At 71.3% G+C, this 24,502-nt stretch carries 21 protein-coding genes; 14 read left to right on the top strand and 7 right to left on the bottom strand.

From position 1 onward, the window contains the following. Positions 1-40 precede the first annotated feature (40 nt). Positions 41-745: a TetR/AcrR family transcriptional regulator gene (locus tag ACZ4XD_RS08825; RefSeq protein WP_468039608.1), complete on the top strand. Its 705-nt coding sequence runs from the start codon at positions 41-43 to the stop codon at positions 743-745. 220 nt (positions 746-965) lie between these two features. Here the strand turns inward: ACZ4XD_RS08825 and ACZ4XD_RS08820 are convergent, their stop codons facing one another. Beyond that, entirely contained in the window at positions 966-1,817 is an 852-nt protein-coding gene (locus ACZ4XD_RS08820; protein WP_468039606.1) for a helix-turn-helix transcriptional regulator, read from the bottom strand. 86 nt (positions 1,818-1,903) lie between these two features. On the opposite strand from ACZ4XD_RS08820, the gene ACZ4XD_RS08815 reads away from it, so the two are divergent. Then, positions 1,904-2,695, top strand: a complete 792-nt coding sequence (locus tag ACZ4XD_RS08815; RefSeq protein WP_468039604.1) for an SDR family NAD(P)-dependent oxidoreductase — start codon at positions 1,904-1,906, stop codon at positions 2,693-2,695. A gap of 132 nt (positions 2,696-2,827) precedes the next feature. Here the strand turns inward: ACZ4XD_RS08815 and speB are convergent, their stop codons facing one another. Then, complete coding sequence (speB, locus tag ACZ4XD_RS08810; protein ID WP_085928378.1) at positions 2,828-3,814, bottom strand: agmatinase; 987 nt, start codon at positions 3,812-3,814, stop codon at positions 2,828-2,830. A gap of 250 nt (positions 3,815-4,064) precedes the next feature. On the opposite strand from speB, the gene ACZ4XD_RS08805 reads away from it, so the two are divergent. From ACZ4XD_RS08805 to ACZ4XD_RS08795, 3 genes are all read left to right on the top strand, one after another. Next, positions 4,065-4,865 (top strand): phosphatase, encoded by an 801-nt coding sequence (locus tag ACZ4XD_RS08805; RefSeq protein ID WP_468039601.1) that lies wholly within the window; start codon positions 4,065-4,067, stop codon positions 4,863-4,865. Positions 4,866-5,243: 378 nt separating this feature from the next. Beyond that, the gene (locus ACZ4XD_RS08800; RefSeq protein WP_468039599.1) at positions 5,244-5,972 is read left to right on the top strand and encodes a class I SAM-dependent methyltransferase; all 729 of its coding nucleotides are present in this window, start codon (positions 5,244-5,246) and stop codon (positions 5,970-5,972) included. Continuing rightward, on the top strand, positions 5,969-6,499 hold the full coding sequence (locus tag ACZ4XD_RS08795; protein WP_468039597.1) for a DedA family protein: 531 nt from the start codon (positions 5,969-5,971) through the stop codon (positions 6,497-6,499). Before ACZ4XD_RS08800 ends, ACZ4XD_RS08795 begins: the two co-directional genes overlap by 4 nt. A gap of 133 nt (positions 6,500-6,632) precedes the next feature. Here ACZ4XD_RS08795 and ACZ4XD_RS08790 read toward each other — a convergent pair whose 3' ends face one another. From ACZ4XD_RS08790 to ACZ4XD_RS08780, 3 genes are all read right to left on the bottom strand, one after another. Continuing rightward, complete coding sequence (locus ACZ4XD_RS08790) at positions 6,633-7,523, bottom strand: acyl-CoA thioesterase (protein WP_468039595.1); 891 nt, start codon at positions 7,521-7,523, stop codon at positions 6,633-6,635. Positions 7,524-7,543: 20 nt separating this feature from the next. Then, the gene (locus tag ACZ4XD_RS08785) at positions 7,544-8,701 is read right to left on the bottom strand and encodes an acyl-CoA dehydrogenase family protein (RefSeq protein ID WP_468039593.1); all 1,158 of its coding nucleotides are present in this window, start codon (positions 8,699-8,701) and stop codon (positions 7,544-7,546) included. 129 nt (positions 8,702-8,830) lie between these two features. After that, the gene (locus ACZ4XD_RS08780; protein WP_042154998.1) at positions 8,831-9,472 is read right to left on the bottom strand and encodes an SACE_7040 family transcriptional regulator; all 642 of its coding nucleotides are present in this window, start codon (positions 9,470-9,472) and stop codon (positions 8,831-8,833) included. A gap of 134 nt (positions 9,473-9,606) precedes the next feature. Here ACZ4XD_RS08780 and ACZ4XD_RS08775 point away from each other — a divergent pair, with 134 nt between their 5' ends. The 7 genes from ACZ4XD_RS08775 (at position 9,607) to ACZ4XD_RS08745 (ending at position 19,223) form a co-directional block, all read left to right on the top strand. After that, positions 9,607-11,238, top strand: coding sequence for a carboxyl transferase domain-containing protein (locus tag ACZ4XD_RS08775; RefSeq protein ID WP_468039591.1), 1,632 nt, complete (start codon positions 9,607-9,609; stop codon positions 11,236-11,238). A 17-nt stretch (positions 11,239-11,255) separates the two neighbouring features. After that, positions 11,256-13,259, top strand: coding sequence for an acetyl/propionyl/methylcrotonyl-CoA carboxylase subunit alpha (locus tag ACZ4XD_RS08770; RefSeq protein ID WP_468039766.1), 2,004 nt, complete (start codon positions 11,256-11,258; stop codon positions 13,257-13,259). Continuing rightward, the gene (locus tag ACZ4XD_RS08765; protein ID WP_468039589.1) at positions 13,259-14,200 is read left to right on the top strand and encodes a hydroxymethylglutaryl-CoA lyase; all 942 of its coding nucleotides are present in this window, start codon (positions 13,259-13,261) and stop codon (positions 14,198-14,200) included. Before ACZ4XD_RS08770 ends, ACZ4XD_RS08765 begins: the two co-directional genes overlap by 1 nt. A gap of 5 nt (positions 14,201-14,205) precedes the next feature. Further along, entirely contained in the window at positions 14,206-15,363 is a 1,158-nt protein-coding gene (locus ACZ4XD_RS08760) for an acyl-CoA dehydrogenase family protein (RefSeq protein ID WP_468039587.1), read from the top strand. Positions 15,364-15,791: 428 nt separating this feature from the next. Continuing rightward, positions 15,792-17,234 carry a family 2B encapsulin nanocompartment shell protein gene (locus ACZ4XD_RS08755; RefSeq protein ID WP_468039585.1) on the top strand — a complete coding sequence of 481 codons (1,443 nt, stop codon included), beginning with the start codon at positions 15,792-15,794 and terminating at the stop codon, positions 17,232-17,234. Positions 17,235-17,253: 19 nt separating this feature from the next. Further along, positions 17,254-18,315: a family 2 encapsulin nanocompartment cargo protein terpene cyclase gene (locus ACZ4XD_RS08750; RefSeq protein ID WP_468039583.1), complete on the top strand. Its 1,062-nt coding sequence runs from the start codon at positions 17,254-17,256 to the stop codon at positions 18,313-18,315. Positions 18,316-18,347: 32 nt separating this feature from the next. Next, entirely contained in the window at positions 18,348-19,223 is an 876-nt protein-coding gene (locus tag ACZ4XD_RS08745; protein WP_468039580.1) for a geranyl diphosphate 2-C-methyltransferase, read from the top strand. A gap of 49 nt (positions 19,224-19,272) precedes the next feature. Here the strand turns inward: ACZ4XD_RS08745 and ACZ4XD_RS08740 are convergent, their stop codons facing one another. Next, the gene (locus ACZ4XD_RS08740; RefSeq protein WP_468039578.1) at positions 19,273-20,877 is read right to left on the bottom strand and encodes a beta-N-acetylhexosaminidase; all 1,605 of its coding nucleotides are present in this window, start codon (positions 20,875-20,877) and stop codon (positions 19,273-19,275) included. 189 nt (positions 20,878-21,066) lie between these two features. Between ACZ4XD_RS08740 and ACZ4XD_RS08735 the strand changes: the two genes are divergently transcribed. Then, positions 21,067-21,357, top strand: a complete 291-nt coding sequence (locus ACZ4XD_RS08735) for a hypothetical protein (protein ID WP_468039576.1) — start codon at positions 21,067-21,069, stop codon at positions 21,355-21,357. Positions 21,358-21,423: 66 nt separating this feature from the next. After that, complete coding sequence (gene glmS / locus ACZ4XD_RS08730) at positions 21,424-23,253, top strand: glutamine--fructose-6-phosphate transaminase (isomerizing) (protein ID WP_468039574.1); 1,830 nt, start codon at positions 21,424-21,426, stop codon at positions 23,251-23,253. Positions 23,254-23,615: 362 nt separating this feature from the next. Here glmS and ACZ4XD_RS08725 read toward each other — a convergent pair whose 3' ends face one another. Beyond that, entirely contained in the window at positions 23,616-24,137 is a 522-nt protein-coding gene (locus ACZ4XD_RS08725) for a universal stress protein (protein ID WP_093646379.1), read from the bottom strand. Positions 24,138-24,502 lie beyond the last annotated feature (365 nt).

Below are 24,502 nucleotides of genomic sequence, written 5' to 3'. Positions count from 1 at the left end.
CTTGCCTGGCGGGCGTGGTATGTTGAGCGGAGAGAAGATAGTGCGATCGGGGTCTAAGCCTGCGACCCGCTCCTGGGCGCCTGGGGGGGGTCCCCCCCCCCCCCCCCCCCCGGGGGCCTCCCCCGTCACCCGCCGTTCCTCGACCCGCCGCCGGCTCTTCGACGCCGCCGTCACCCTCATCGCGGAACAGGGCTTCTCCGCCACCACCGTCGACGAGATCGCCGACCGCGCCGGCGTCGCCAAGGGCACCGTCTACTACAACTTCGCGAGCAAGAACGTCCTCTACGAGGAGCTGCTGCGGGACGGCATCGATCTGCTCGCCGACTCCCTGCGCCGGGCCGCCGACGCCACGGCGGCCCGCGGCGGCACCCGGGTCGACGCCCTGGACGCGATGATCCGGGCCGGCCTGGACTTCATCGCCTGCTCCCCCGCCCTCATCCAGCTCTACGTCGCCGAACTCTGGCGCACCAACCGCACCTGGCGCGCCACCCTCACGTCCGTACGCGGCCGGGCCCAGTCCGTCGTCGAGGACGTCCTCCGGGACGCCGTACGCAACGGGGAACTCTCCGACGAGCTCGACATCCCCCTCACCGCCTCCGCGCTCCTCGGCATGGTCCTGGTGGCCGCCCTGGACTGGCAGTCCTTCCAGCCGGACCGCTCGGTCGAGGACGTGCACGCGGCACTGTCCCGGCTGCTCCAGGGGCGCGTGGGGGCGACCGGCGGCCAGGCCGGGTCCGAGCTCTAGGGGTGTCGCCCGCAAAGTCCCGCCGTCGGCCCGGAGTCCCGTCGTCCGCCCGCGGGGGAGGCGACGCCTCGGCCGGCGGGCGCCCGGCAGGCTGGGGCTGATGCGGGCCCGGGAGTTCGAGTCCGGGAGTTCGACCGACGGTACGGAACTTGGCACGCCGGCCGTGATCGGCCGTCAAGACAAGCCGGTCTCGTCAGACAGCAGGAGCCGCACTCGACGCTCAGCCAGGTACGCCCATGCGCTGTGTGCCGACGACGGACAGCAGTCGCAGTGCCTCTTCCGACGGTGAGCCGGGGGCGGCGGTGTAGAGGAAGAGCCGCTGGTCCCGGTCGGCGATGTCCAGGACGTCGCAGTTGACGGACACGGGGCCGACAAGGGGGTGTTCGAAGGTCTTGCAGGGGGTGGGCCGGTCGGTCACGTCGTGGGCGGCCCAGAGCCGGGCGAACTCCGCACTGCTGTCCAGGAGTTCCGCGACCAGGCCGGTCACCTCCGGGTCGTTGGGGTAGCGGGCCGCGGCGGTGCGCAGGTGCTGGGTCGAGGTCCGGGCGAACTCGTCCGCGTCCGAGACGCCGTACAGCCGGCGGCCGTTCCGGTACGGGCCGAGGAAGGCACGTCGGATGAGGTTCCGGTCCCGGCGCGACAGGACGGAGAAATCCTCCATCAGGGCAGCGGCCAGGTCGTTCCAGGCGAGGACCTCATACGTCGCCGACAGCACGAGCGCCGCGGCCTCCGGCAGCCGGCGCAGCAGGTCGGCGATGCTCTGCCGTATCTCCCGCGAGGGCCCGGGCGGCGGTCCGGGCGGGGTGCCGGCGAGATGGTGGAGATGGTCGCGCTCGGCGTCCGACAGGCGCAGTGCGCGGGCGAGTTGGGCCAGCACCTCACGGGAGGGGTGCGGGGCGCGGGCCTGTTCCAGGCGGGAGTAGTACTCGGTCGAGATGAACGCCAGCTGCGCCACCTCCTCGCGACGCAGTCCCGGGGTGCGGCGGCGCGGCCCGGCGGGCAGCCCCACGTCGGCGGGGGTGATGCGCTCGCGTCTGCTGCGCAGGAAGCCGGCCAGCTCTCGTCGATCCATCTCCCCAGTGTGTGCGGCGCCGAGGTGGCCGGCCAGGTACTGCCGGTGCCTGGATGCGCCGGGCCGCCGGACACAGGCTCGTCGTCATGAACCAGACACCGATCATGTGCACCACGGCCTCCGGCCTGCTCGCCGGCAAGGTCGCCTTCATCACCGGTGCCGGTCGCGGCATCGGCGCGGCAGCGGCGCGGCTCTTCGCCCGGGAGGGCGCCCGGGTACTCCTCGCGGCCCGCACGGAGTCGCAGCTCAAGGCGGTGACAGAGGACATCCGGGCGTCCGGCGGTACCGCGGACTACGTGGTGTGCGACCTGACCGACCCGGCCGGCGTCCGGGCCGCCGTCAACCGGTCCGTGGAGCTGTACGGCCGGCTGGACGTGGCCTTCAACAACGGCGCGACGGGCCAGCCGCCCGGTCCGATGGATGAGCTGTCGGAGACCGACTTCGACCATGTCTGCGCGGTCAATCTCAAGGGCCCGTGGCTGGCCATGACCGCCGAGATCGCCGCCATCCGCGCCACCGCGCGGCGTGGAGCCCTCGTGAACACCTCCAGCGTCGGCAGCCTGATGGCCAATCCCGCGCTGCCCGCGTACGGCGCGGCCAAGGGGGCGGTCAACAGCCTGACCGCGTCGGCGGCCGCCACGTACGGCCCGGAGGGGATCCGCGTCAACGCCATCGCGCCCGGCACCACGCTCACCGAGATGCTGTACGACTGGGATGCGGAGTCCCCCGGCACGATCGAGCAGCTCAACGCCCGGACCCCGCTGGGCCGCGCCGCCGATCCGGACGAGATCGCACAGGCCGCCGCCTGGCTCCTCAGCGACCGCTCCTCCTACGTCACCGGCACGGTCCTCCGGGTCGACGGCGGCATGCTGGCCTGAGCCGGAACGGGGGCCCGTGCAGGACACCGGCCCCCAGGGCGGGAGCGGGGCAGCTCCGTACGGAAGTCCGGGAGCTGTCCCGCCGGGCTCCCCCCACGCGAGACAGCGCCGCCCCTGCCGTGCCCGCCTGCCCTACTCCCCCTGGCGGGAGGCCGCGATCTGCCGCGACATGATCGTCGTCAGCTCGTACGCGGTGTGCGAGGCGGCGACGGCGGTGATCTCCGCGTGGTCGTACGCGGGAGCGACCTCGACGACGTCCGCCGAGACCAGGTTGCAGGACGCGAGCCCGCGCAGGATCTCCAGGAGCTCGCGGGAGGTCATGCCGCCCGCCTCCGGTGTGCCGGTGCCCGGGGCGTGGGCCGGGTCCAGCACGTCGATGTCGATGGAGATGTACAGCGGACGGTCACCGATGCGCTGGCGCAGCTGGTCGGCGACCTCGTCGACGCCGCGGCGCATGACATCCGCCGAGGTGACGATGCCGAAGCCCATCTTCTCGTCCTCGTCGAGGTCCTTCTTGCCGTAGAGCGGACCGCGGGTGCCGACGTGGGAGAGCGCGGAGGTGTCGAGGATGCCTTCCTCGACGGCGCGGCGGAACGGGGTGCCGTGGGTGTATTCGGCGCCGAAGTAGGTGTCCCAGGTGTCCAGGTGCGCGTCGAAGTGCAGCAGCGCGACCGGGCCGTGCTTCTTGGCGACGGAGCGGAGGAGGGGCAGCGCGATGGTGTGGTCGCCACCGAGGGTCATCATCCGGGCGCCGCCGGCGAGCAGGTCGTCGGCCGCGGCCTCGACCGTCTCCACGGCCTCGTTGATGTTGAAGGGGTTGGCGGCGATGTCACCGGCGTCGGCGACCTGCGCGAGCGCGAACGGCGACGCGTCCTGGGCCGGGTTGTACGGGCGCAGCAGCCGGGACGCCTCACGGATGGCGTTGCCGCCGAAGCGGGCCCCGGGGCGGTAGGAGACGCCGGTGTCGAAGGGGACACCGACGACGGCCACATCGGCCCGGCCGCCGACCTCGTCGAGGCGGGGCAGGCGGGCGAAGGTCGCGGGCCCGGCGTAGCGCGGGACGCGGGAGGAGTCGACGGGGCCCACGGGCCCGTTGGATGCGCTGGCTGCGGTGGTCATGACCGTGAGGTTAGGGAGCGCCGGGCGCCGGGCCCATGGACATGTGCGTACCCGGGGCCGGGTCCGTTCGACATTTTGTCCAGGCGGCGCGCACGGGGCTGTGACCAGGCATTCCGGCTTTCCGCGGGACGCCACCCGGACGCCGGCCCACCGTCCGCAGGGCGGTGCCGGCACTCCGGCATCCGCACCCCGGTGTCCGGGCTGCGGAACTCCCCCGCCCCGGAACAGGTGTACGGGCACAATGGGCGCTATGCCGATAGCCTCCGCAGCCGCTGCCCCCTCGCGCGCCGAACTCGTCGATCATCTCGTCCGGACCCGGATCGCCGGTGAGGTCGCCACCCCCCGCGAGAACAACCTCACCCACTACCGCAGGCTCGCCAACGGCGACCGCCACTACTGGTTCGGCCTGGAGTTCGGCGACCGGTGGACGGACGAGCAGGACGTGCTGGCCGTGATGGCGGAGCGCTGCGGCGTCATCGACGACCCGCACCACCGGCAGGGGCAGGACACCATCGACCCGGAGCTCACGGTCGACGCACTGGACCGCACCGCCGCGGTGCTGCGCAAGGCGGCCGCCGGGCAGCACCGGGTGCTGTTCGCGACCGGCCACCCGGGCGGGCTGCTCGATGTGCACCGGGCGACCGCCGAGGCACTGCGCGCGGCGGGCTGCGAGATCGTCGTCATCCCCGACGGCCTGCGGGCGGACGACGGCATGGTCTTCCAGTTCGGCGACGTGGCGATGCTGGAGCGCGGTGCGACGCTCTGGCACACCCACTCCCCCGAGCCGATGGCCGCCGTCCTCGACGGCCTGGAGCGCGCGGGCCGTCCGCTGCCGGACCTGGTGATGGCCGACCACGGCTGGGCCGGCTGCGCGGGCCAGCGCGGCATCGACGCGGTGGGCTTCGCCGACTGCAACGACCCGGCCCTCTTCCTGGCCGAGTCCGAGGGCACCCTCCAGGTGACGATCCCCCTGGACGACCATGTCCTCAGCCCGCGGCATTACGACCCGCTGACGGCGTACTTGTTGGATGCGGCGGGGCTGGTGGGCTGAGGGGGCGGGCGACGGCCTACCGGGAAGCACTCGACCTGACCGGCACCGAACCCGAACGGGCCCATTCGCGCGACGAGTTGGGTGACATCGGGCCGCCGGACTCGGCCGACAGGGCCGGCGGATCACGGCGGAAGCCCTGGGTGTGCCGGGACGGCACGCCCGAACCAACGGCCGGCGGATCCCAGCGCATCACCTAGGTCCCAGGGAGGGCAGCGGTCCGTCCAGAGGATGACGCCTGGGGCAGTGGTGGCACTTCAGGACAGTCCGGCTTTGGGGCCCTGTGGGGGAGGACGGGGCCGAGCCGTGCATTCGAGGATGGGGACATCGCATTCTCCGTCCCCTTTTCAGGAGTCCTCATGTCCTGCACGGCAGCCGTCGATGAATGAAAGCACCGCCCCCATACGCGCCCGGACCCAGCGTTCAACCGAAGGATGGACCTTCCTGGTTGAATCGGTACGGAACCATCGCACGGTCGGTTCCATCGCCCCCAGCGGCAAGTCACTGGCCAAGCTGCTGACCGACCCGTTGCTGGAACGAGCGCCGCGGAGTTCGAACGTCCTGGAAGTGGGCGCGGGTACCGGCTCGGTCACACGAGTCCTGCTTTCCCGGATACCTCGGGGAAGCCGGCTGGACATCGTGGAAGCCAACGACCAATTCGCCGCACATCTGCGTCGCCTGGTGCACAGCCACCCGAAGCTGCCGGAAAAGCAGGAACGCGTGCGCGTCCACAACATGTTTGTCGAACAGCTCAGCACCGATCGCCGCTATGACGTAATCGTCTCCGGTCTGCCGTTCGCCAACCTCGCCCCACGGCAGGTCGAGGAGATCATGGGCCGCTATCTGGACCTGCTCCGCCCCGGGGGCACTCTCACCTACTTTTCCTATTGCGGCAGTCGCTGGGTCCGCACCTTTCTGACATCCCGCCCGGAGGCCCGCCGGCAACGCGAAGTCAAAGGACTGCTGAACCAATATCACCAGCGGTACGCGATCGGCTGCTGGACCGTGTGGGGAAATCTGCCCCCCGCGCAGGTGTGGCAACTGCGCCGGCCGGTCGAGGCGGTCAACGAATCCGGCGGGTCGGCCGGCCGGCCATATCTGTCGCGATGAACCCCCTCACCGGTCTGCTCGGCCAGATTCCCCCTGCCATCGGCTATACGGTGCTGGCCACGGCCATCATTGCGGAATCCGTTCTGCTGGTGGGCGCCTTCGTCCCCACTCTCGCTCTCATGCTCACCGCGGGAGCCTTGGCCCGGGCCGGCAGTATGAATCTGTTCTGGGTCATCGCCTTCGCCGCCGGAGCCGTCATGGTCGGGGACGCTCTGGGCCATCGAACGGGTCACCTGCTGGGCAGGCGCCTGCGTACCGGGAAGCTCGGCCGCCGCATTCCTGCCTCGGCGTGGCAGCGCGCCGAATCCCTGATGAACAAGCGCGCCGGCCAAACCCTGCTGATCTTTCGCTTTGTGCCCGTGATGCGGACCCTTGCCCCGCACATGGCCGGCGTCGCCGGTCTGCCGTACCGTCATATCGCCCCGTACAGTGCCCTGGCCTCGGTCGCGTGGGCGAGCGTGGAAAGCGGCGCGGGCTACACGGCGGCCTTCTCCCTCCAGCACGTCTCCGCGATCGGAGGCCCGTAGCCGGTCGGAGCAGCCCCCGCCCCGTCCCGGCAACCGGCCCACGGAGCATGGCAAAAGCCGGTGGCCCGGTATCCCCGAGCCACGGAATTCGGGGAGCCCGGCCCACCGGCCGATCTTGGGGTGCACCCAGCGGCTAGTCGCGCGGCACCCGGATCACGCCCTCCTGAATCACCGACACCGCCAGCTGCCCGTCCGCCGTGAAGATGCGGCCCTTGCCGAGGCCGCGGCCGCTTTGGGCGGTCGGGGACTCCTGGTCGTACAGGAGCCATTCGTCGGCACGCAGCGGGCGGTGGAACCACATCGCGTGGTCCAGGCTGGCGCCGACGACATCGCCGACCGCCCAGCCGCCGCGGCCGTGAGCGAGCAGGATCGAGTCCAGCAGGGTCATGTCGGAGACATAGGTGACCAGGCAGATGTCCAGCAGGGGGCGGGGGATGGCGCTGTCGTCGTCGAGCTTGCCCTGGGTGCGGAACCAGACCTGGGAGCGGGGTTCGCGGGGCTCGCCGACGGTGACGTAGGGCGGCTCGTCGACATAGCGCAGGTCGATCGCGGCGCGGGCCTCCAGCAGGCGGTCGGCGACCTCGGGCGTGAGGAAGCGTTCGGCGTGCCGGGGGAGCATCTCGGCGGCGGTGGGCAGCTCCAGCGGGTCCGGTGCCGGCGGCATCGGCTCCTGGTGCTCCAGCCCTTCCTCGGCCGTCTGGAAGGAGGCGGAGAGGTGGAAGATCGGCTGGCCGTGCTGGACGGCGACGACCCGGCGGGTGGTGAAGGAGCGGCCGTCGCGGATGCGGTCGACGGTGTAGACGATGGGTGCGCCGGGGTCTCCCGGGCGCAGGAAGTACGCGTGCAGGGAGTGCGGCGGCCGGTCGGCGGGGACCGTGCGCCCGGCCGCGACCAGGGCCTGGGCGGCGACCTGGCCGCCGAAGACCCGGGGCACGACCGAGGCGCGGCTCTCGCCCCGGAAGATGTCCTGCTCGATCCGCTCCAGTGCGAGCTGATCGAGCAGGGACCGGAGTGCGTCGTTCACGTGCGCGGTGCCCTTACGGCCTAGAGGCCCATGGACTTGGCGATGATGGACTTCATGACCTCGCTGGTGCCGCCGTAGATCCGGTTGACGCGGTTGTCGGCGTACAGGCGGGCGATGGGGTACTCGTTCATGAAGCCGTAGCCGCCGTGCAGCTGGAGGCAGCGGTCGATGACGCGGTGGGCGACCTCGGTGCAGAACAGCTTGGCGGAGGCGGCCTCGGCCGGGGTCAGCTCGCCGGCGTCCAGCGCTTCGAGCGCGCGGTCGGCGACGGCCTCGGCGGCGTCCACCTCGGCCTGGCAGGCGGCCAGTTCGAACTTGGTGTTCTGGAAGGAGGCGACCGTCTTGCCGAAGATGGTGCGCTCCTGCACGTACTCCTTGGCGAACCGGACGGCGGCCTTGGCCTGGGCGTACGCACCGAAGGCGATGCCCCAGCGCTCGGAGGCGAGGTTCAGGCCCAGGTAGGCGAAGCCCTTGTTCTCCTCGCCCAGCAGGTCCTCGACCGGGACCTTGACGTCGACGAAGGCCAGCTCGGCGGTGTCGGAGATCTTCAGGCCGAGCTTGTCCAGCTTGCGGCCGACGGAGTAGCCCGCGGCCTTGGCGTCCACGGCGAAGAGCGAGATGCCGAAGCGGCGGTCGTCCTCGCGGGGGGCCGCGGTGCGGGCGCAGACGATGACGCGGTCGGCGTGCACCCCGCCGGTGATGAAGGTCTTGGCGCCGTTGAGGACGTAGTGCGTGCCGTCCTCCGACAGCTTCGCGGTGGACTTCATGCCGGCGAGGTCGGAGCCGGTGCCCGGCTCGGTCATCGCCAGCGCCCACATCTCCTCGCCGCTGACGAACTTCGGCAGGAAGCGCTTCTTCTGCTCGTCGGTGGCGAGCATCTGGATGTACGGGAGGCCGAGCAGGACGTGCACGCCGGAGCCGCCGAAGGAGACGCCCGCGCGGGAGGTCTCCTCGTACATCACGGCCTCGAACTTGTGCGAGTCGATGCCGGCGCCGCCGAACTCCTCGGGGACGCGGATGCCGAAGACGCCCAGCTCACCGAGCTTGTAGTAGAAGTCGCGCGGGGCCTGGCCGGCGGCCAGCCACTCATCGTGCACGGGCACGACCTCGGCCTCGATGAAGGCGCGTATGGTCTCGCGGAACGCCTCGTGATCCTCGTTGAACACCGTACGGCGCATTCCTACGTCGCCTCCTCCAGGTCGCCGGTCCAAGCGCATGGCTAAGCGCTTGCTCAGCGAAAGCTACCGGCCAGTTACCTAGGCTGTCCAGAGGTCAACGAAAATCCGTGCGAGCCGGTGGGCCCGCCGCTAGGCGCCCGGCACCGACGCCGCCACCGGCTCCCCGGCCTCCGGCTCCCCCGCCACCGCGCCGAACGCGCCCAGCGCCAGCCGGTGCAGCAGCTCCGCCATCTCCGTACGACCCGGGAGCGCGCCCGGCCGGCCGAGGTGCGGGGTGGAGTTGAGCAGGCCGAAGACGGCGTGCACCGCGGCGCGGGCCCGGGACTCGGAGGGGCCCGGGTGGACCCGGCGGACGACCTCCACCCAGAGCTCCACATACTGCCGCTGGAGCTGGCGGACCCGCTTGCGGTCGGCCTCCCGCAGCCGGTCCAGCTCCCGGTCGTGCAGGGTGATCAGCGGCCGGTCGTCCAGCGCGAAGTCGATATGGCCGTCGATCAGCGCGTCCAGCACCGCCTCGGGGCTGCCGCCGCCCTCCGCGACCCGCATCCGGCCGCCCGCGAGCAGCCGCTCGCTGATCCCGACGAGCAGCTCGGCGAGCATCGCGTCCTTGCCGGCGAAGTGCCGGTAGAGGCCCGGACCGGAGATGCCCACGGCCGCCCCTATCTCGTCCACGCCGACGCCGTGGAAGCCGCGCTCCGCGAAGAGCCGGGCGGCCTCCTTGAGGATCTGCTCGCGGCGGCTGGTCGGGGCGGCGGACTGCGCATTACTCATGCCGTCGATTGTAGACAGCCGGGTTAGTGCTCGTTAACCTGAAGGCAGTGAGGTTAACGCCCATTAACCCGGATGGCCCGGACGCCGCGGACCGCGGCACCGGGGCAGGCGATCGAGCAAGGGGGCTCGTACTGATGGAGCAGGCACCGGTGCTGGGGAGTACCGCCGATCCGGCGTCCGACTCCTGGCGGGCCAATGAGGCCGCGCACCGCGAGCTGGCCGCACAGCTGCGCGAGAAGCTCGCGGCGGCCCGGCTGGGCGGCGGCGAGAAGGCCAGGGCGCGGCACACCGCCCGCGGCAAACTGCTGCCCCGCGACCGGGTGGACGCCCTGCTGGACCCGGGCTCGCCGTTCCTGGAGCTGGCGCCGCTGGCCGCGGACGGGATGTACGGCGGGGCCGCACCGGCCGCGGGTGTGATCGCCGGCATCGGCCGGGTCTCCGGCCGCGAGACGGTGATCGTCGCCAATGACGCCACGGTCAAGGGCGGCACGTACTACCCGATGACGGTCAAGAAGCATCTGCGGGCGCAGGAGATCGCTCTGGAGAACCGTCTCCCCTGTCTTTACCTCGTCGACTCCGGCGGCGCCTTCCTGCCGATGCAGGACGAGGTCTTCCCCGACCGGGAGCACTTCGGGCGGATCTTCTACAACCAGGCGCGGATGTCGGGCGCCGGTATCCCGCAGATCGCCGCCGTCCTCGGATCCTGCACGGCCGGTGGCGCCTACGTCCCCGCCATGAGCGACGAGGCCGTGATCGTCCGCAACCAGGGCACGATCTTCCTGGGCGGGCCGCCGCTGGTGAAGGCCGCCACCGGCGAGGTGGTCACCGCCGAGGAGCTGGGCGGCGGCGAGGTGCACGCCAAGACCTCCGGGGTCACCGACCATCTCGCCGAGGACGACGCCCATGCGCTGCGCCTGGTGCGCACCATCGTCTCCACCCTCGGCGAGCGCGAACCGCTCCCGTGGACCGTGCGGACCGTCGAGGAGCCCAAGGCCGACCCGGCCGGTCTGTACGGGGCGGTGCCCGCGGACTCCCGTACGCCCTATGACGTCCGGGAGGTGATCGCCCGGCTGGTGGACGGCTCGCGCTTCGCGGAGTTCAAGGCGGAGTACGGGACGACGCTGGTCACCGGCTTCGCCCATATCCACGGCCACCCGGTCGGCATCGTCGCCAACAACGGCATCCTGTTCTCCGAATCCGCCCAGAAGGGCGCCCACTTCATCGAGCTGTGCGACCAGCGCGGTATCCCGCTGCTGTTCCTGCAGAACATCTCCGGCTTCATGGTGGGGCGTTCGTACGAGGCCGGCGGCATCGCCAAGCACGGCGCGAAGATGGTGACGGCGGTGGCCTGCACCCGCGTGCCCAAGCTGACGGTCGTCATCGGCGGCTCCTACGGGGCGGGCAACTACTCCATGTGCGGACGGGCCTATTCGCCGCGTTTCCTGTGGATGTGGCCGAACGCCAAGATCTCGGTGATGGGCGGCGAACAGGCCGCCTCCGTCCTCGCCACCGTCAAGCGCGACCAGCTGGAGGCGCACGGCGAGGAGTGGAGCGCCGAGGACGAGGCCGCCTTCAAGGCGCCGGTCCGCGAGCAGTACGAGACCCAGGGCAACGCCTACTACGCGACCGCGCGGCTGTGGGACGACGGTGTGATCGACCCGCTGGAGACCCGGCAGGTGCTGGGGCTGGCGCTCACCGCCTGCGCCAACGCGCCGCTGCCCGAGAAGGACAGCACCGCGCCCGGCTACGGCGTCTTCCGGATGTGAGAGGGATGTCCACAGGTATGGCCACCAACTTCGACACCGTGCTCATCGCCAACCGCGGCGAGATCGCGGTCCGTGTCATCCGTACGCTGCGTGCCCTCGGCATCCGCTCGGTCGCCGTGTACAGCGACGCGGACGCCGGGGCCCGCCATGTCCGCGAGGCCGACACCGCCGTACGGATCGGTCCGGCCCCGGCCGCCGAGAGCTATCTGTCCGTGGAGCGGCTGCTGGAGGCGGCTGCCCGGACCGGCGCCCAGGCGGTCCACCCGGGCTACGGCTTCCTCGCCGAGAACGCCGCCTTCGCCCGTGCCTGCGCGGACGCCGGGCTGGTCTTCATCGGCCCGTCCGCCGACGCCATCGAGCTGATGGGCGACAAGATCCGCGCCAAGGAGACGGTGCGGGAGGCCGGGGTCCCGGTCGTGCCCGGCTCCTCGGGCAGCGGACTGACCGATGAGCAACTGGGCGCCGCGGCACGGGAGATCGGCGTCCCGGTGCTGCTCAAGCCGTCCGCGGGCGGCGGCGGCAAGGGCATGCGGCTGGTGCGCGAGGAGGCGCTGCTGGCCGACGAGATCGCTTCCGCCCGCCGGGAGGCCCGCTCCTCCTTCGGCGATGACACCCTGCTCGTCGAGCGCTGGATCGACCGGCCCCGGCACATCGAGATCCAGGTGCTGGCGGACGGCCACGGCAACGTCATCCACCTCGGTGAGCGCGAGTGCTCCCTCCAGCGCCGCCACCAGAAGGTCATCGAGGAGGCCCCCTCGGTCCTGCTGGACGAGGCCACCCGCGCCGCGATGGGCGAGGCGGCCGTGCAGGCGGCCCGCTCCTGCGGCTACCGCGGCGCCGGCACCGTGGAGTTCATCGTCCCGGGCAAGGACCCGGCCTCCTACTACTTCATGGAGATGAACACCCGCCTCCAGGTCGAGCACCCGGTCACCGAGCTGGTCACCGGTATCGACCTGGTGGAGTGGCAGCTGCGGGTCGCGGCCGGCGAGCCGCTCCCGTTCGCCCAGGAGGACATCACCCTCACCGGGCACGCCATCGAGGCACGGATCTGCGCCGAGGACCCGGCCCGCGACTTCCTCCCGACCGGCGGCACGGTGCTCGCGCTGCACGAGCCGCAGGGCGGCGGGGTGCGCACCGACTCCGGGCTCTCCGAGGGCGGGGAGGTCGGCAGCCGCTACGACCCGATGCTGTCCAAGGTGATCGCCCACGGTCCCGACCGGGCGAGCGCACTGCGCCGGCTGCGGGCCGCGCTGGCCGAGACCGTCACCCTCGGCGTCACCACCAACGCCGGGTTCCTGCGGCGGCTGCTGGCCCACCCGGACGTGGTCTCCGGCGAGCTGGACACCGGCCTGGTGGAGCGGGAGGCGGCCGGTCTGGTCGACGGCACGGTGCCGGAGGAGGTGTACGCGGCGGCCGCGGCGGTGCGGCAGGCCGCCCTGGAGCCGGCGGTGGCCGACGGCGGCTGGCGCGACCCGTTCGCCGCCCCGAACGGCTTCCGGCTCGGCGGCGAGCCCGCTCCGGTCCGCCACTGGCTGCGGGTCCCGGGACACGACCCGGTCGCCCACGACGTACGGCCGGACGCACCGGCCGGACAGCTGGAGCCGGGCCGGGTACGGGTCACCGTCGACGGAGTGCTGCACACCTTCCACCACAGCGGCGACTGGCTCGGCCGGGACGGCGACTCCTGGCAGGTGACCACCCACGACCCGGTGGCCGCGGCGCTGCGCGGCGCCGCCGGGGCGCACGGCGCGGACACCCTGGCCGCCCCGATGCCCGGCACCGTCACCGTCGTCAAGGTCGCCGTCGGCGACGAAGTGGCCGCGGGCCAGGGCCTGCTGGTGGTGGAGGCGATGAAGATGGAGCACGTCATCTCCGCGCCGCACGCCGGGACCGTCACCGAACTCGACGTCACCGCGGGCTCGACCGTCGCCATGGACCAGATCCTGGCCGTGGTCGCCCCGCACGAGAGCCCCGACGAGGCCGCCGCGAGCGGCCCCGGGGGCGGGCAGGAGAGCGCCTGATGACCGCAGCCGGACTGCCGATGGAGGTGCGCGCGGAGGGGCTGCCCAGCCGCGTACGGATCCATGAGGTCGGCGCGCGCGACGGCCTGCAGAACGAGCAGACCGTGGTGCCCACGGAGGTCAAGGCGGAGTTCATCCACCGGCTCGCCGCCGCGGGCCTGCCGACCGTAGAGGCCACCAGCTTCGTCCACCCCAAGTGGGTGCCCCAACTCGCCGACGCCGAGCAGCTGTTCCCGCTGCTGGGCGATCTCGATCCGCAGCGGCTGCCGGTGCTGGTCCCCAACGAGCGCGGGCTGGACCGGGCGCTGGCGCTGGGCGCCCGCCGGATCGCGGTGTTCGGCAGCGCCACCGAGTCGTTCGCCAAGGCCAACCTCAACCGCACGGTCGACGAGGCGCTGGCGATGTTCGCCCCGGTGATCACCCGGGCCAAGGACGCCGGGGTGGAGGTGCGCGGCTATCTCTCGATGTGCTTCGGCGACCCCTGGGAGGGACCGGTGCCGGTCGCGCAGACCGTCCGGGTCTGCCGGGCGCTGCTCGACCTGGGCTGTGACGAGCTGAGCCTGGGCGACACCATCGGGGTGGCCACCCCCGGTCATGTGCGGACCCTGCTGGCCGCCCTCAACGAGGCGGGGGTGCCCACCTCCCGTATCGGCGTGCACTTCCACGACACCTACGGGCAGGCCCTCGCCAACACCTTCGCCGCGCTCCAGCACGGCATCACCACCATCGACGCCTCGGCGGGCGGCCTCGGCGGCTGCCCGTATGCCAAGAGCGCCACCGGAAACCTCGCCACCGAAGACCTCGTGTGGATGCTGCACGGCCTCGGCATCGAGACCGGGGTCGACCTGGACCTGCTGACCGCCACCAGCGTGTGGATGGCCGAGGCCCTGGGCCGGCCGAGCCCCTCGCGTACCCTCCGTGCCCTCTCCCACAAGGAGTGACCCTCATGTCCCTGGACCACCGCCTGCCCGACGAGCTGGAAGAACTCCGGCGCACGGTCGAGGCGTTCGCACACGACGTCGTCGCCCCGAAGATCGGCGAGTACTACGAGCAGCATGCGTTCCCGTACGAGATCGTGCAGGAAATGGGCCGGATGGGCCTGTTCGGACTGCCCTTCCCCGAGGAGTACGGCGGGATGGGCGGCGACTACCTCGCGCTCGGCATCGCCCTGGAGGAGCTGGCCCGGGTCGACTCCTCGGTGGCCATCACCCTGGAGGCGGGCGTCTCCCTGGGCGCCATGCCGCTCTACCACTTCGGCACCGAGGAGCAGAAGCGCGCATGGCTGCCCAAGCTGTGCAGCGGTGAGATGCTCGGCGCCTTCGGCCTCACCGAACCGGACGGCGGCTCGGACGCCGGCGCGACGCGGACGACCGCGGTGCGCGACGGCGGGGACTGGGTGATCAACGGCAGCAAGTGCTTCATCACCAACTCCGGTACGGACATCACCGGTCTGGTCACCGTCACCGCCGTCACCGGCCGCAAGGACGACGGCAGCCCGCTGATCTCCTCGATCATCGTGCCCTCCGGCACCCCGGGCTTCACGGTCGGCTCCCCGTACTCCAAGGTCGGCTGGAACGCCTCGGACACCCGCGAGCTGTCGTTCTCCGATGTGCGGGTCCCGGCCGCCAACCTGCTGGGCGAGGAGGGCCGCGGCTACGCCCAGTTCCTGCGGATCCTCGACGAGGGCCGGATCGCCATCGCGGCGCTGGCCACCGGCCTGGCACAGGGCTGTGTGGACGAGTCGGTGCGCTACGCCAAGGAGCGGCACGCCTTCGGCCGCGCCATCGGCAGCAACCAGGCGATCCAGTTCAAGCTCGCCGACATGGAGATGCGCGCCCACACCTCCCGGCTGGCCTGGCGCGATGCCGCGTCCCGGCTGGTGCACGGCGAGCCCTTCAAGAAGGAGGCCGCGCTCGCCAAGCTCTACTCGTCCGAGATCGCGGTGGACAACGCCCGCGAGGCCACCCAGATCCACGGCGGCTACGGCTTCATGAACGAGTACCCGGTCGCCCGGATGTGGCGGGACGCCAAGATCCTGGAGATCGGCGAGGGCACCAGCGAGGTCCAGCGGATGCTGATCGCACGGGAGTTGGGCGTCGTCTAAGGCGTCGGCCGGGGCGTGACCCGGTGAAGTGAGAGGTGGGCGGTCCGGTCGCAGCAGGCGACCGGACCGCCCCCTTTTTGCGCTTGTTGCGCCCGTCCGCCCCCGTCCCTCCACCCGCCCCCGTCCACCCCCGCGCCCGCCGGCGCTGCTCCCGTCCGCCCGCTCGTCCGCCCGGCGCCCGTCCGCCGCTGTGCGCGGCCGCGCCTGTACCCCGGTGCGTCCGGAGCATGCGGCGGCGGGAGGGCGTGCGGGCGCACCACCATGATCCGTCTGCAACGCCCGGAGGTTTATGCCTCTTGGATGCGAGGTCGCCCCCTTTCACGCCGTACCGGCACTGCCGTCCCTCCTGTTTGGCTTGCTCCTGCACACGGCCGCTTTGCTCATCACCGGCCGTTTTGCTCATGTCTGTTCATGTCCCGGGAGGGAAAGTGTCCGTACCGGACGGTGTCACCGGTTCCACCACCGAAGAGCCCGCTCTCGCACCACCCGCAGACAGCGCGCTCACCAGCCTCAGCACCCAGGCCGCGCGCCAACTGGCGACCACCACCAAGTCCGAGCCGCAGATGCAGGCCATCACCTCGCGATGGCTGCTGAAGACGCTGCCCTGGGTGGACGTCAAGGGCGGCGCCTACCGGGTCAACCGGCGCCTGACGCTCCGCGTCGGCCGGGGCCGGGTCCAGTTCGAGCAGAACGGCGCGGACGACATCAGGGTGATCCCGCAGACGCTCACCGAACTGCCCGTCCTGCGCGGCTACCCCGACACCGAGGTCCTCAAGGAGCTCGCCGGCCGGTTCCGGGTCCGGGAGGTCCGGGCCGGCCAGGTCCTCTTCGAGGCCGGGCAGCCCGCCACCGAGGCGTACCTCGTCGTCCACGGCCGTTTCGCCCGCTACACGGTCGGCAAATACGGCGAGGAGGAGGTCATCGGCGTCGTCACGGACGGCGACCAGATGGGCGACGAGGCGATCGGCCGGCCCGACCCGCTGTGGCTGACCTCGGTCCGGGCCGAGACGGCGGGCGTGCTGATGGTGCTGCCCTGGGACGTGATCCGGGAGTTCACCGACCGGGTGCCGTCCCTGGCCGCGCATCTGACGGCCTACGCGGAGCAGCAGCAGCGCCCCATGAACCGCAAGGGCGAGGCGGAGGTACCGGTGCGGGCGGGGCACGTCGGCGAGCCGACGCTGTCCTCCGGCTTCGTCGACTACGACCTCGCCCCGCGCGAGTACGAGCTCTCCCTGACCCAGACCGTGCTGCGGGTCCACAGCCGGGTCGCCGATCTCTACAACGACCCCATGGACCAGACGCAGCAGCAGCTCCGGCTCACCGTGGAGGAGATCCGCGAGCGCCAGGAGTGGGAGATGGTCAACAACCGGGAGTTCGGCCTGCTGCACAACGCCGACTACGGCCAGCGGATCAGTACCTACACCGGCCCGCCCACCCCCGACGACATGGACGAGCTGCTGTCCATGCGCCGCAAGACCCGGCTGTTCCTGGCCCACCCGAAGGCGATCGCCGCCTTCTTCCGGCAGTGCAACAAACGCGGACTGGTGCCGGGCACGGCGAACGTCGACGGGCACGAGGTGCCCGCCTGGCGCGGGGTCCCGATCTACCCGTGCGGCAAGATCCCGATCAGCGACACCCACACCAGCAGCATCCTCGCGCTGCGTACCGGCGAGGCGGACCAGGGAGTCGTCGGCCTGCACCAGACCGGCATCCCCGAGGAGTACCAGCCCGGCCTGAACGTCCGGTTCATGGGCATCGACCCGTCCGCCGTCATCAGCTACCTCGTCACCGCCTACTACTCGCTGGCCATCCTCGTGCCCGACGCCGTCGGAGTCCTGGAGAACGTCCAGATCGGCCGGAACGCCGACTGACCAGGTGGAGCCCCTCACCATGAGCACCCCCCCGAACACCGCCCCCGCGTGGTCGCTGCCCGGCCCGCCGAACCTCGCCCGCACCCTGCGGACCCGCCGCCCGGGCGGCGCCGTCCCCGGGCTGAGGTACCGGCCCGTCGCCCCCGCCGACCCGGAGAAGGCCGCGGAGATCGACCGCAGACTGGAGACCTGGGCCAGACAGCTGGACCTGTTCCCCGCGCAGTGGACCGGGGACTTCACCGAGTTCCAGTTCGGCCGGGCGGTCGTCCTCCAGCACCCCGGCGCGGCCGACCTCGAACGCCTCACCGTCGCGGGCAAGCTGCTGCTGGCCGAGAACATCGTCGACAACTGCTACTGCGAGGAGGACGAGGGCAAGGGCGGCGCGCACCGTGGCCTGGGCGGCCGGCTGATCATGGCCCAGTCGGCCCTCGACCCGCTGCACGGCACCCCCGAGCTGGAGGAGGAGTGGCGGCACGGCGTGCAGGCCGACGGACCGCTGCGCTCGTACCACTGGGCGCTGAAGGACTACGCGGCGCTCGCCACCCCCAGCCAGACCGACCGGTTCGTCCATGACATCGCCCGGCTGCACCTCGGCTATCTCGCCGAGGCCGCCTGGGCGGAGACCCGGCATGCGCCGCGGGTCTGGGAGTACCTGGTCATGCGGCAGTTCAACAATTTCCGTCCCTGTCTGTCCATCGTCGACGCCGTGGACGGCTACGAACTGCCCGAGGCGCTCTACGCCCGCCCCGAGGTCCAGCGGGTCACCGCGCTGGCCTGCAACGCCACGACCATCGTCAACGACCTGTACTCCTTCACCAGGGAGCTGGCGAGTGACCCGCACCATCTGAACCTGCCCCAAGTGGTGGCCGCCAACGACCGACGCGGCCTGAAGGCCGCCTACTTGAAGAGCGTCGAGATCCACAACCAGGTCATGACGGCGTTCGAGACGGAGTCGGCCCCGCTGTCGGCCACCTCGCCGCTCCTCGAACGCTATGTCCGGAGCCTGGCCGACTGGGTGTCCGGCAACCACGAGTGGCACGCCACCAACACCGACCGCTACCAGCTCCCCAACTACTGGTAGACCGATCCGCGCACCACAGCAAGGAGTCACCGTTGACCCTCACTCACGCCGACACCGCCCGCACGCCGGTGCCGACCCAGTCCACGTACCAGTCCCGGGTCGCGGACTACTGGAACGCCGAGGAAAACCCGGTCAACCTCGAACTCGGCAAGATCGACGACCTGTACCACCACCACTACGGCATCGGGGACGCCGACCGGTCGGTGCTGAACGAGCCGGACCCCGGCCGGCGCCGGGAGCTGGTCACCGGTGAACTGCACCGCCTGGAACACGCCCAGGCCGAGCTCCTCGCCTCCCACCTGGGCGCTCTCTCCCCCACCGACCGCGTCTTCGACGCCGGGTGCGGACGCGGCGGCGGCAGCGTGGTCGCGCATCTGCGCTACGGCTGCCACGCCGACGGCGCCACGATCTCCGCCAAGCAGGCCGAATTCGCCAACGCGCAGGCCCGCAAGCGCGGTATCGACGACAAGGTGCGCTACCACCACCGCAACATGCTCGACACCGGCTTCACCTCCGGCGCGTACGCGGCGTCCTGGAACAACGAGTCGAGCATGTACGTCGAGCTGGACCTGCTGTTCGCCGAGCACGCGCGGCTGCTGCGGCGCGGTGGCCGCTATGTGGTGATCACCGGCTGCTACAACGACGCCTACGGGCGCGCCTCCCGTGAGGTGTCCCTCATCAACGCCCACTACATCTGCGACATCCACCCGCGGTCGGCGTACTTCCGCGCCATGTCCCGCAACCGCCTCGTCCCCGTGCACGTCGAGGACCTGACACCGGCCGCGCTGCCCTACTGGGAACTGCGCCGGGAAGCCGACCACCTGGTCACCGGGATCGAGGACACCTTCCTGACCGCGTACCGCAACGGCAGCTTCCAGTACCTGATGATCGTCGCCGACCGGGTCTGACGGCTCCGCGGTCCGTGCCGGGCGTCCGACGACGCCCGGCACGGCCGTCTCACCGCGCCGGCCAGGGCACTTCCGGCGAGCGGTAGTAGTCGATGCCCAGCGCGTCCCAGCGCGGCCCCTGGGCGGCCAGCCGGACCTTGTAGTCGTCCCAGTCATGGGTGCTCGCCGGGGACCAGCCCAGCTCCGCGATGCCCGGCAGCCGCGGGAAGGCCATGTACTCGATGTGCGCGGAGGTGGAGAGCGTCTCGGACCACAGCGGCGCCTCCACTCCGAGGACGGAGTCCGCGGGCGCGCCCTGGAGGTAGCGGCCCGGGTCCCAGTCGTAGGAGCGCCGGGCGTCGACATAGCCGGCCCAGGACAGGCCCAGCGGCGTGTTCTTGTCGTACTTCATGTCGAGGTAGGCGCGGTCGGCGGGCGAGAGGATCAGCCGGGTGCCGTTCCTGGCGGCGTCGGCGACCTGCTGCCGCTCGGCCGCGCCCGTCTTGTCATAGCCCCAGTACTGCGCGACGGCGCCCTCCGCCGGGTGCGCCCCGGTCAGCTGGTGCCAGCCGATCACCGTCTTGCCGTACTTGGCGACCACCGGCTGCACCTTGTCCATGAAGGCCACATAGTCCGCATGGCTGGTGGAGTGCGCCTCATCGCCGCCGATGTGGAGATACCGGCCGGGCGTCAGGGCCGCGACCTCACGGATCACGTCGTCGATGAAGTCGTACGTCTCCTTCTTCGGCACACACAGCGAGCTGAAGCCGACCTCGGTGCCGGTGTAGAGCGGCGGTGCCTGGCCGTTGCAGTTGAGCGGGGCGTAGGAGGCCAGCGCGGCGTTGGTGTGGCCCGGCATGTCGATCTCGGGGACGACGGTCAGATAGCGGGCCGCGGCGTAGCGGACGATCTCGCGGTAGTCGTCCTTGGTGTAGTAGCCGCCGCGGCCACCGCCGACCTGGGTGGAGCCGCCGTAGGTCGCCAGCCGCGGCCAGGACTTGATGGCGATCCGCCAGCCCTGGTCGTCCGAGAGGTGCAGATGCAGCCTGTTGATCTTGTACATGGCGAGCTGGTCGATATACCGCTTGACCTGCGCCACGGTGAAGAAGTGCCGGGAGACATCGAGCATCGCGCCCCGGTAGCCGTAGCGCGGGGAGTCGGTGATGGTGCCCCCGGCGATCCGCCAGGGCCCGCGCGCGGCGCGCTGCTGCTCCGCCTCGGCGGGCAGCAGCTGGCGCAGGGTCTGCACGCCGTGGAAGAGGCCGGCCGGGCGGGCGGCGCTGAGGGTGACCGCACGGCCGTCGGAGGTCAGCCGGTAGCCCTCGGCGCCCAGCCCGCCGGTGCCGCTGCCGCCGAGCCGCAGGACGATGCCGTCCCGGCCGTCCTTGGTGGTGACGGGGAGGGCGAGGCCGGTGGCGGGCCGCAGCAGCCCCGCCAGATAGCCGGCGATCCGCTTGGCCTCGCCGGAGCCGCCGGGCACCCGGATCCGGGTGCGGTCACCGAGGGTGTACGCGTCCCCGCCGCCGCGTACGGACGCGGGCGCGGGGATCACCCGGTCCAGTGGCGTGGCGGCCCGGGGAGCGGCCTTGGCGGCGCCCTGCGGCGGTACGGCGGCGGTCCCCAGCCCCGCCGCCGCGACCAGCAGCAGCGAGAACAGCAGTCTGCGTCGTCTCATCGACGGTCCCTTCGGCGAACCTCGTGCATGGCATGGTGCATGGCATGGAGCGACCGAACGGTGACCATGCGTACCGTGAGCCTTGATTCCGGTCAAGGTTCAGACCACTTTCGAGCCCCCAAATCGGGGATGTGCCCGATAGCGGGCAGATTTCTTGCGATTCCGCGCGCCGCCGCGCAGTATCTACGGGTGCTCGAACGCCGTCACCGCAGCGCTGAAGCGCCGCACGAAGACCTGGTGGACCACCTGGTGCGCAGCTCACCGCTTCAGCGCGGGGAGGCCGCCCGGGTGGTGCTGGACGTGCTGGCGTACTTCGACGAGACCACGGAGGAATTCGTCCGCCGTCGCCATCGGGAGCTCCAGTCCCAGGGACTGCGCAACGAAGCGATCTTCGAACGGATCCGCCACGAGATGCCGCACCGCGCCGTGGCCCCGCCCGAACTCTCGTCCCGCCAGCTGCGCCGCATCGTCTACGGCTGACGGCCCCGCCCGGGACGCCGGGCAGCACGCACCATTGCCACAACGCTTTTCTGGGAGGGTCACTGTATGTGCGGGATCGTTGGATACATCGGCAAACGTGATGTCGCCCCGCTGCTCCTCGAGGGCCTTCAGCGCCTGGAGTACCGAGGCTATGACTCCGCGGGTATCGCCATCCACGCCAAGGGCAGCGGCAAGGCCACGGGCGGCCTGAAGACCGCCAAGGCCAAGGGCCGGGTCCGTGAGCTGGAGTCCCGGCTGCCCAAGCGCTTCGCGGGCTCCACCGGCATCGCGCACACCCGCTGGGCCACCCACGGCGCGCCGACCGACGAGAACGCCCACCCGCACCAGGACACCGAGGGCAAGGTCGCGGTCGTCCACAACGGCATCATCGACAACGCCGCCGACCTGCGCGCCCGGCTGACCGCCGAGGGCGTCGTCTTCGCCTCCGAGACCGACACCGAGGTCCTGGCCCACCTCATCGGCCGCTCCACGGCCGAGAAGCTGGAGGAGCGGGTCCGCGAGGCACTGCGGCACATCGAGGGCACCTACGGCATCGCCGTACTGCACGCCGACTTCCCCGACCGCATCGTGGTGGCCCGCAACGGCTCCCCGGTCGTGCTCGGCATCGGCGAGCACGAGATGTTCGTCTCCTCCGACGTCGCCGCGCTGGTCTCGCACACCCGCCAGGTCGTCACCCTCGACGACGGCGAGATGGCCACCCTGAAGGCCGACGACTACCGCACGTACACCACCGAGGGCTCGCGGACCACGTCCGCTCCGGAGACCGTCGAGTACGCGGCCGAGTCGTACGACCTGGGCGGCCACGACACCTACATGCACAAGGAGATCTCCGAGCAGGCGGACGCGGTGGACCGCGCGCTGCGCGGCCGGATCGACGACCGCTTCTCCACCGTGCACCTCGGCGGCCTGAACCTCGACGCCCGTGAGGCGCGCGGGGTGCGCCGGGTGAAGATCCTGGGCTGCGGCACCTCGTACCACGCGGGCCAGATCGGCGCGCAGATGATCGAGGAGCTGGCCCGTATCCCCTCGGACGCCGAGCCGGCCTCCGAGTTCCGCTACCGCAACCCGGTCGTGGACCCCGACACGCTGTACGTGGCGGTCTCCCAGTCCGGTGAGACCTACGACGTGCTGGCGGCCGTCCAGGAGCTCAAGCGCAAGGGCGCCCGGGTCCTGGGCCTGGTGAACGTGGTCGGCTCGGCGATCGCCCGGGAGACCGACGGCGGCATCTACGTGCACGCCGGCCCCGAGGTCTGCGTGGTCTCCACCAAGTGCTTCACCAACATGGTGGTGTCCTTCGCGCTGCTCGCCCTGCACCTGGGCCGGATCCGTGACCTGTCGGTCGCGGACGGCAAGCGGATCATCGAGGGCCTGCGCAAGCTGCCCGCGCAGATCGACGAGATCCTCAAGGGCGAGGAAGACATCAAGAAGCTGTCGGCCGCCTACGCGGACGCCAAGTCGATGATGTTCATCGGCCGGGTGCGCGGCTACCCGGTGGCCCGTGAGGCCTCTCTGAAGCTCAAGGAGGTCTCCTACATCCACGCCGAGGCCTACCCGGCGTCGGAGCTCAAGCACGGCCCGCTGGCCCTCATCGAGCCCGCGATGCCGACCGTCGCGATCGTCCCCGACGACGACCTGCTGGAGAAGAACCGCGCCGCGCTGGAGGAGATCAAGGCCCGCAGCGGCCGCATCCTCGCCGTCGCCCACCAGGAGCAGGAGAAGGCCGACCACACCATCGTCGTCCCGAAGAACGAGCCCGAGCTCGACCCCATCCTCATGGGCATCCCGCTGCAACTGCTCGCCTACCACACGGCATTGGCCCTCGGCCGCGACATCGACAAGCCGCGCAACCTCGCCAAGTCCGTCACGGTGGAGTAACCCACCAACAGCGGCTCCGCGCGTGCCACCAGCGCGCGGAGCCGCCGCCTCCCCTTTGCCGGCGTCGCCCGTCCGCCGGCGGGATGCCGCCGCCCCGGGAGCCGTCACCTCCCGGCCGGCAGCACGAAGTTGCCGTGTGCGCGGCCGCCGGGCCCGTGCTGCGGCGCGCCCACGTGACGGTCTTCTACCCCTCGCGGACGCCCGATTCACCTGGCCGCGTCAGCGGAAGTGCGGCTGCGCACAATCCTCATGACGCCCCCGCACCTGTGTGCATGACGGGGAGGAAGATCTCCTGAAGAGGCGGCGCAAAACGGGGAGTTGAGCGCACGCCGAGAGGCGGACCGACCCGCCCCGGGGGTGCGTCAGGGAATCACGATCACCGGGCGCTGTGCCCGGCGGGCCAGCCGGCCGGCCACCGAGCCGAAGATCCGGCCGACGATGCCGTGCGTGGAGCCGACCACGATGGCGTCGGCCTCGTACTCCCGGCCGACCTCCTCCAGCTCATGGCAGATGTCCCCGCCGCGCTCGACGAGGATCCAGGGCACCTCGGTGAGGTGATCCGCACAGGCCAGCTCCAGGCCGAGCACTTCGGTGCGGTGATCCGGTACGTCCACGAAGACGGGCGGCTCACAGCCCGCCCAGACGGTCGTCGGCAGCCGGTTGGCCACATGGACGATGATCAATCCGGAGCCGAGGCGCCGGGCCATACCGATTGCATACGCCAATGCGCGTTCGCTCGACATGGAGCCGTCGAAGCCGACCACGACGCCGTGCCGGAAGGCGGGGTCGCAGGAGTGGCGCGTCTTTTCCGCCGCTTCGAGGTCCGCCAGGGGATCGGCGACCTGCTTGCGGTCCGCGGGTTCGGGGATTTCGTGACCGGCCATTGGTGTCTCGGCGAGGACGTCCTCTTGCGGAGGGGCGAACGGGGAACGGCGATTGACTTGATCCGGCAGTTGACTGAGCTGACTCGCCCGAAGTGCGGGAGCCATAGTTCAAAGAGGAACGATACGACTGGGAATCATCTTCCCAACCCGATACCCCAAGAGTACGGCGCCACTCCCCCGCTGCCCAGAGCCCGCCACGGACGCGGAGCGCCCGTGCGAGGTGGGTGGGGCCTCGAACGTTCCCCGGAGCATGCCGGAGCGTGGCGCGGATGGCAATGCCCCGGCCTGCCCCCGTACGTACCCCTCGCGGTGACCCATGATCGTCGGCCGCGTTGTAGTAGCAGCCCGTCCGAGGGGAGTGCGCG

The sequence above is a fragment of the Streptomyces sp. NPDC029466 genome, assembly GCF_055574515.1.
Note: the sequence above shows the minus strand (reverse complement) of the source record. Positions and strands in the feature narration are given on the sequence as shown.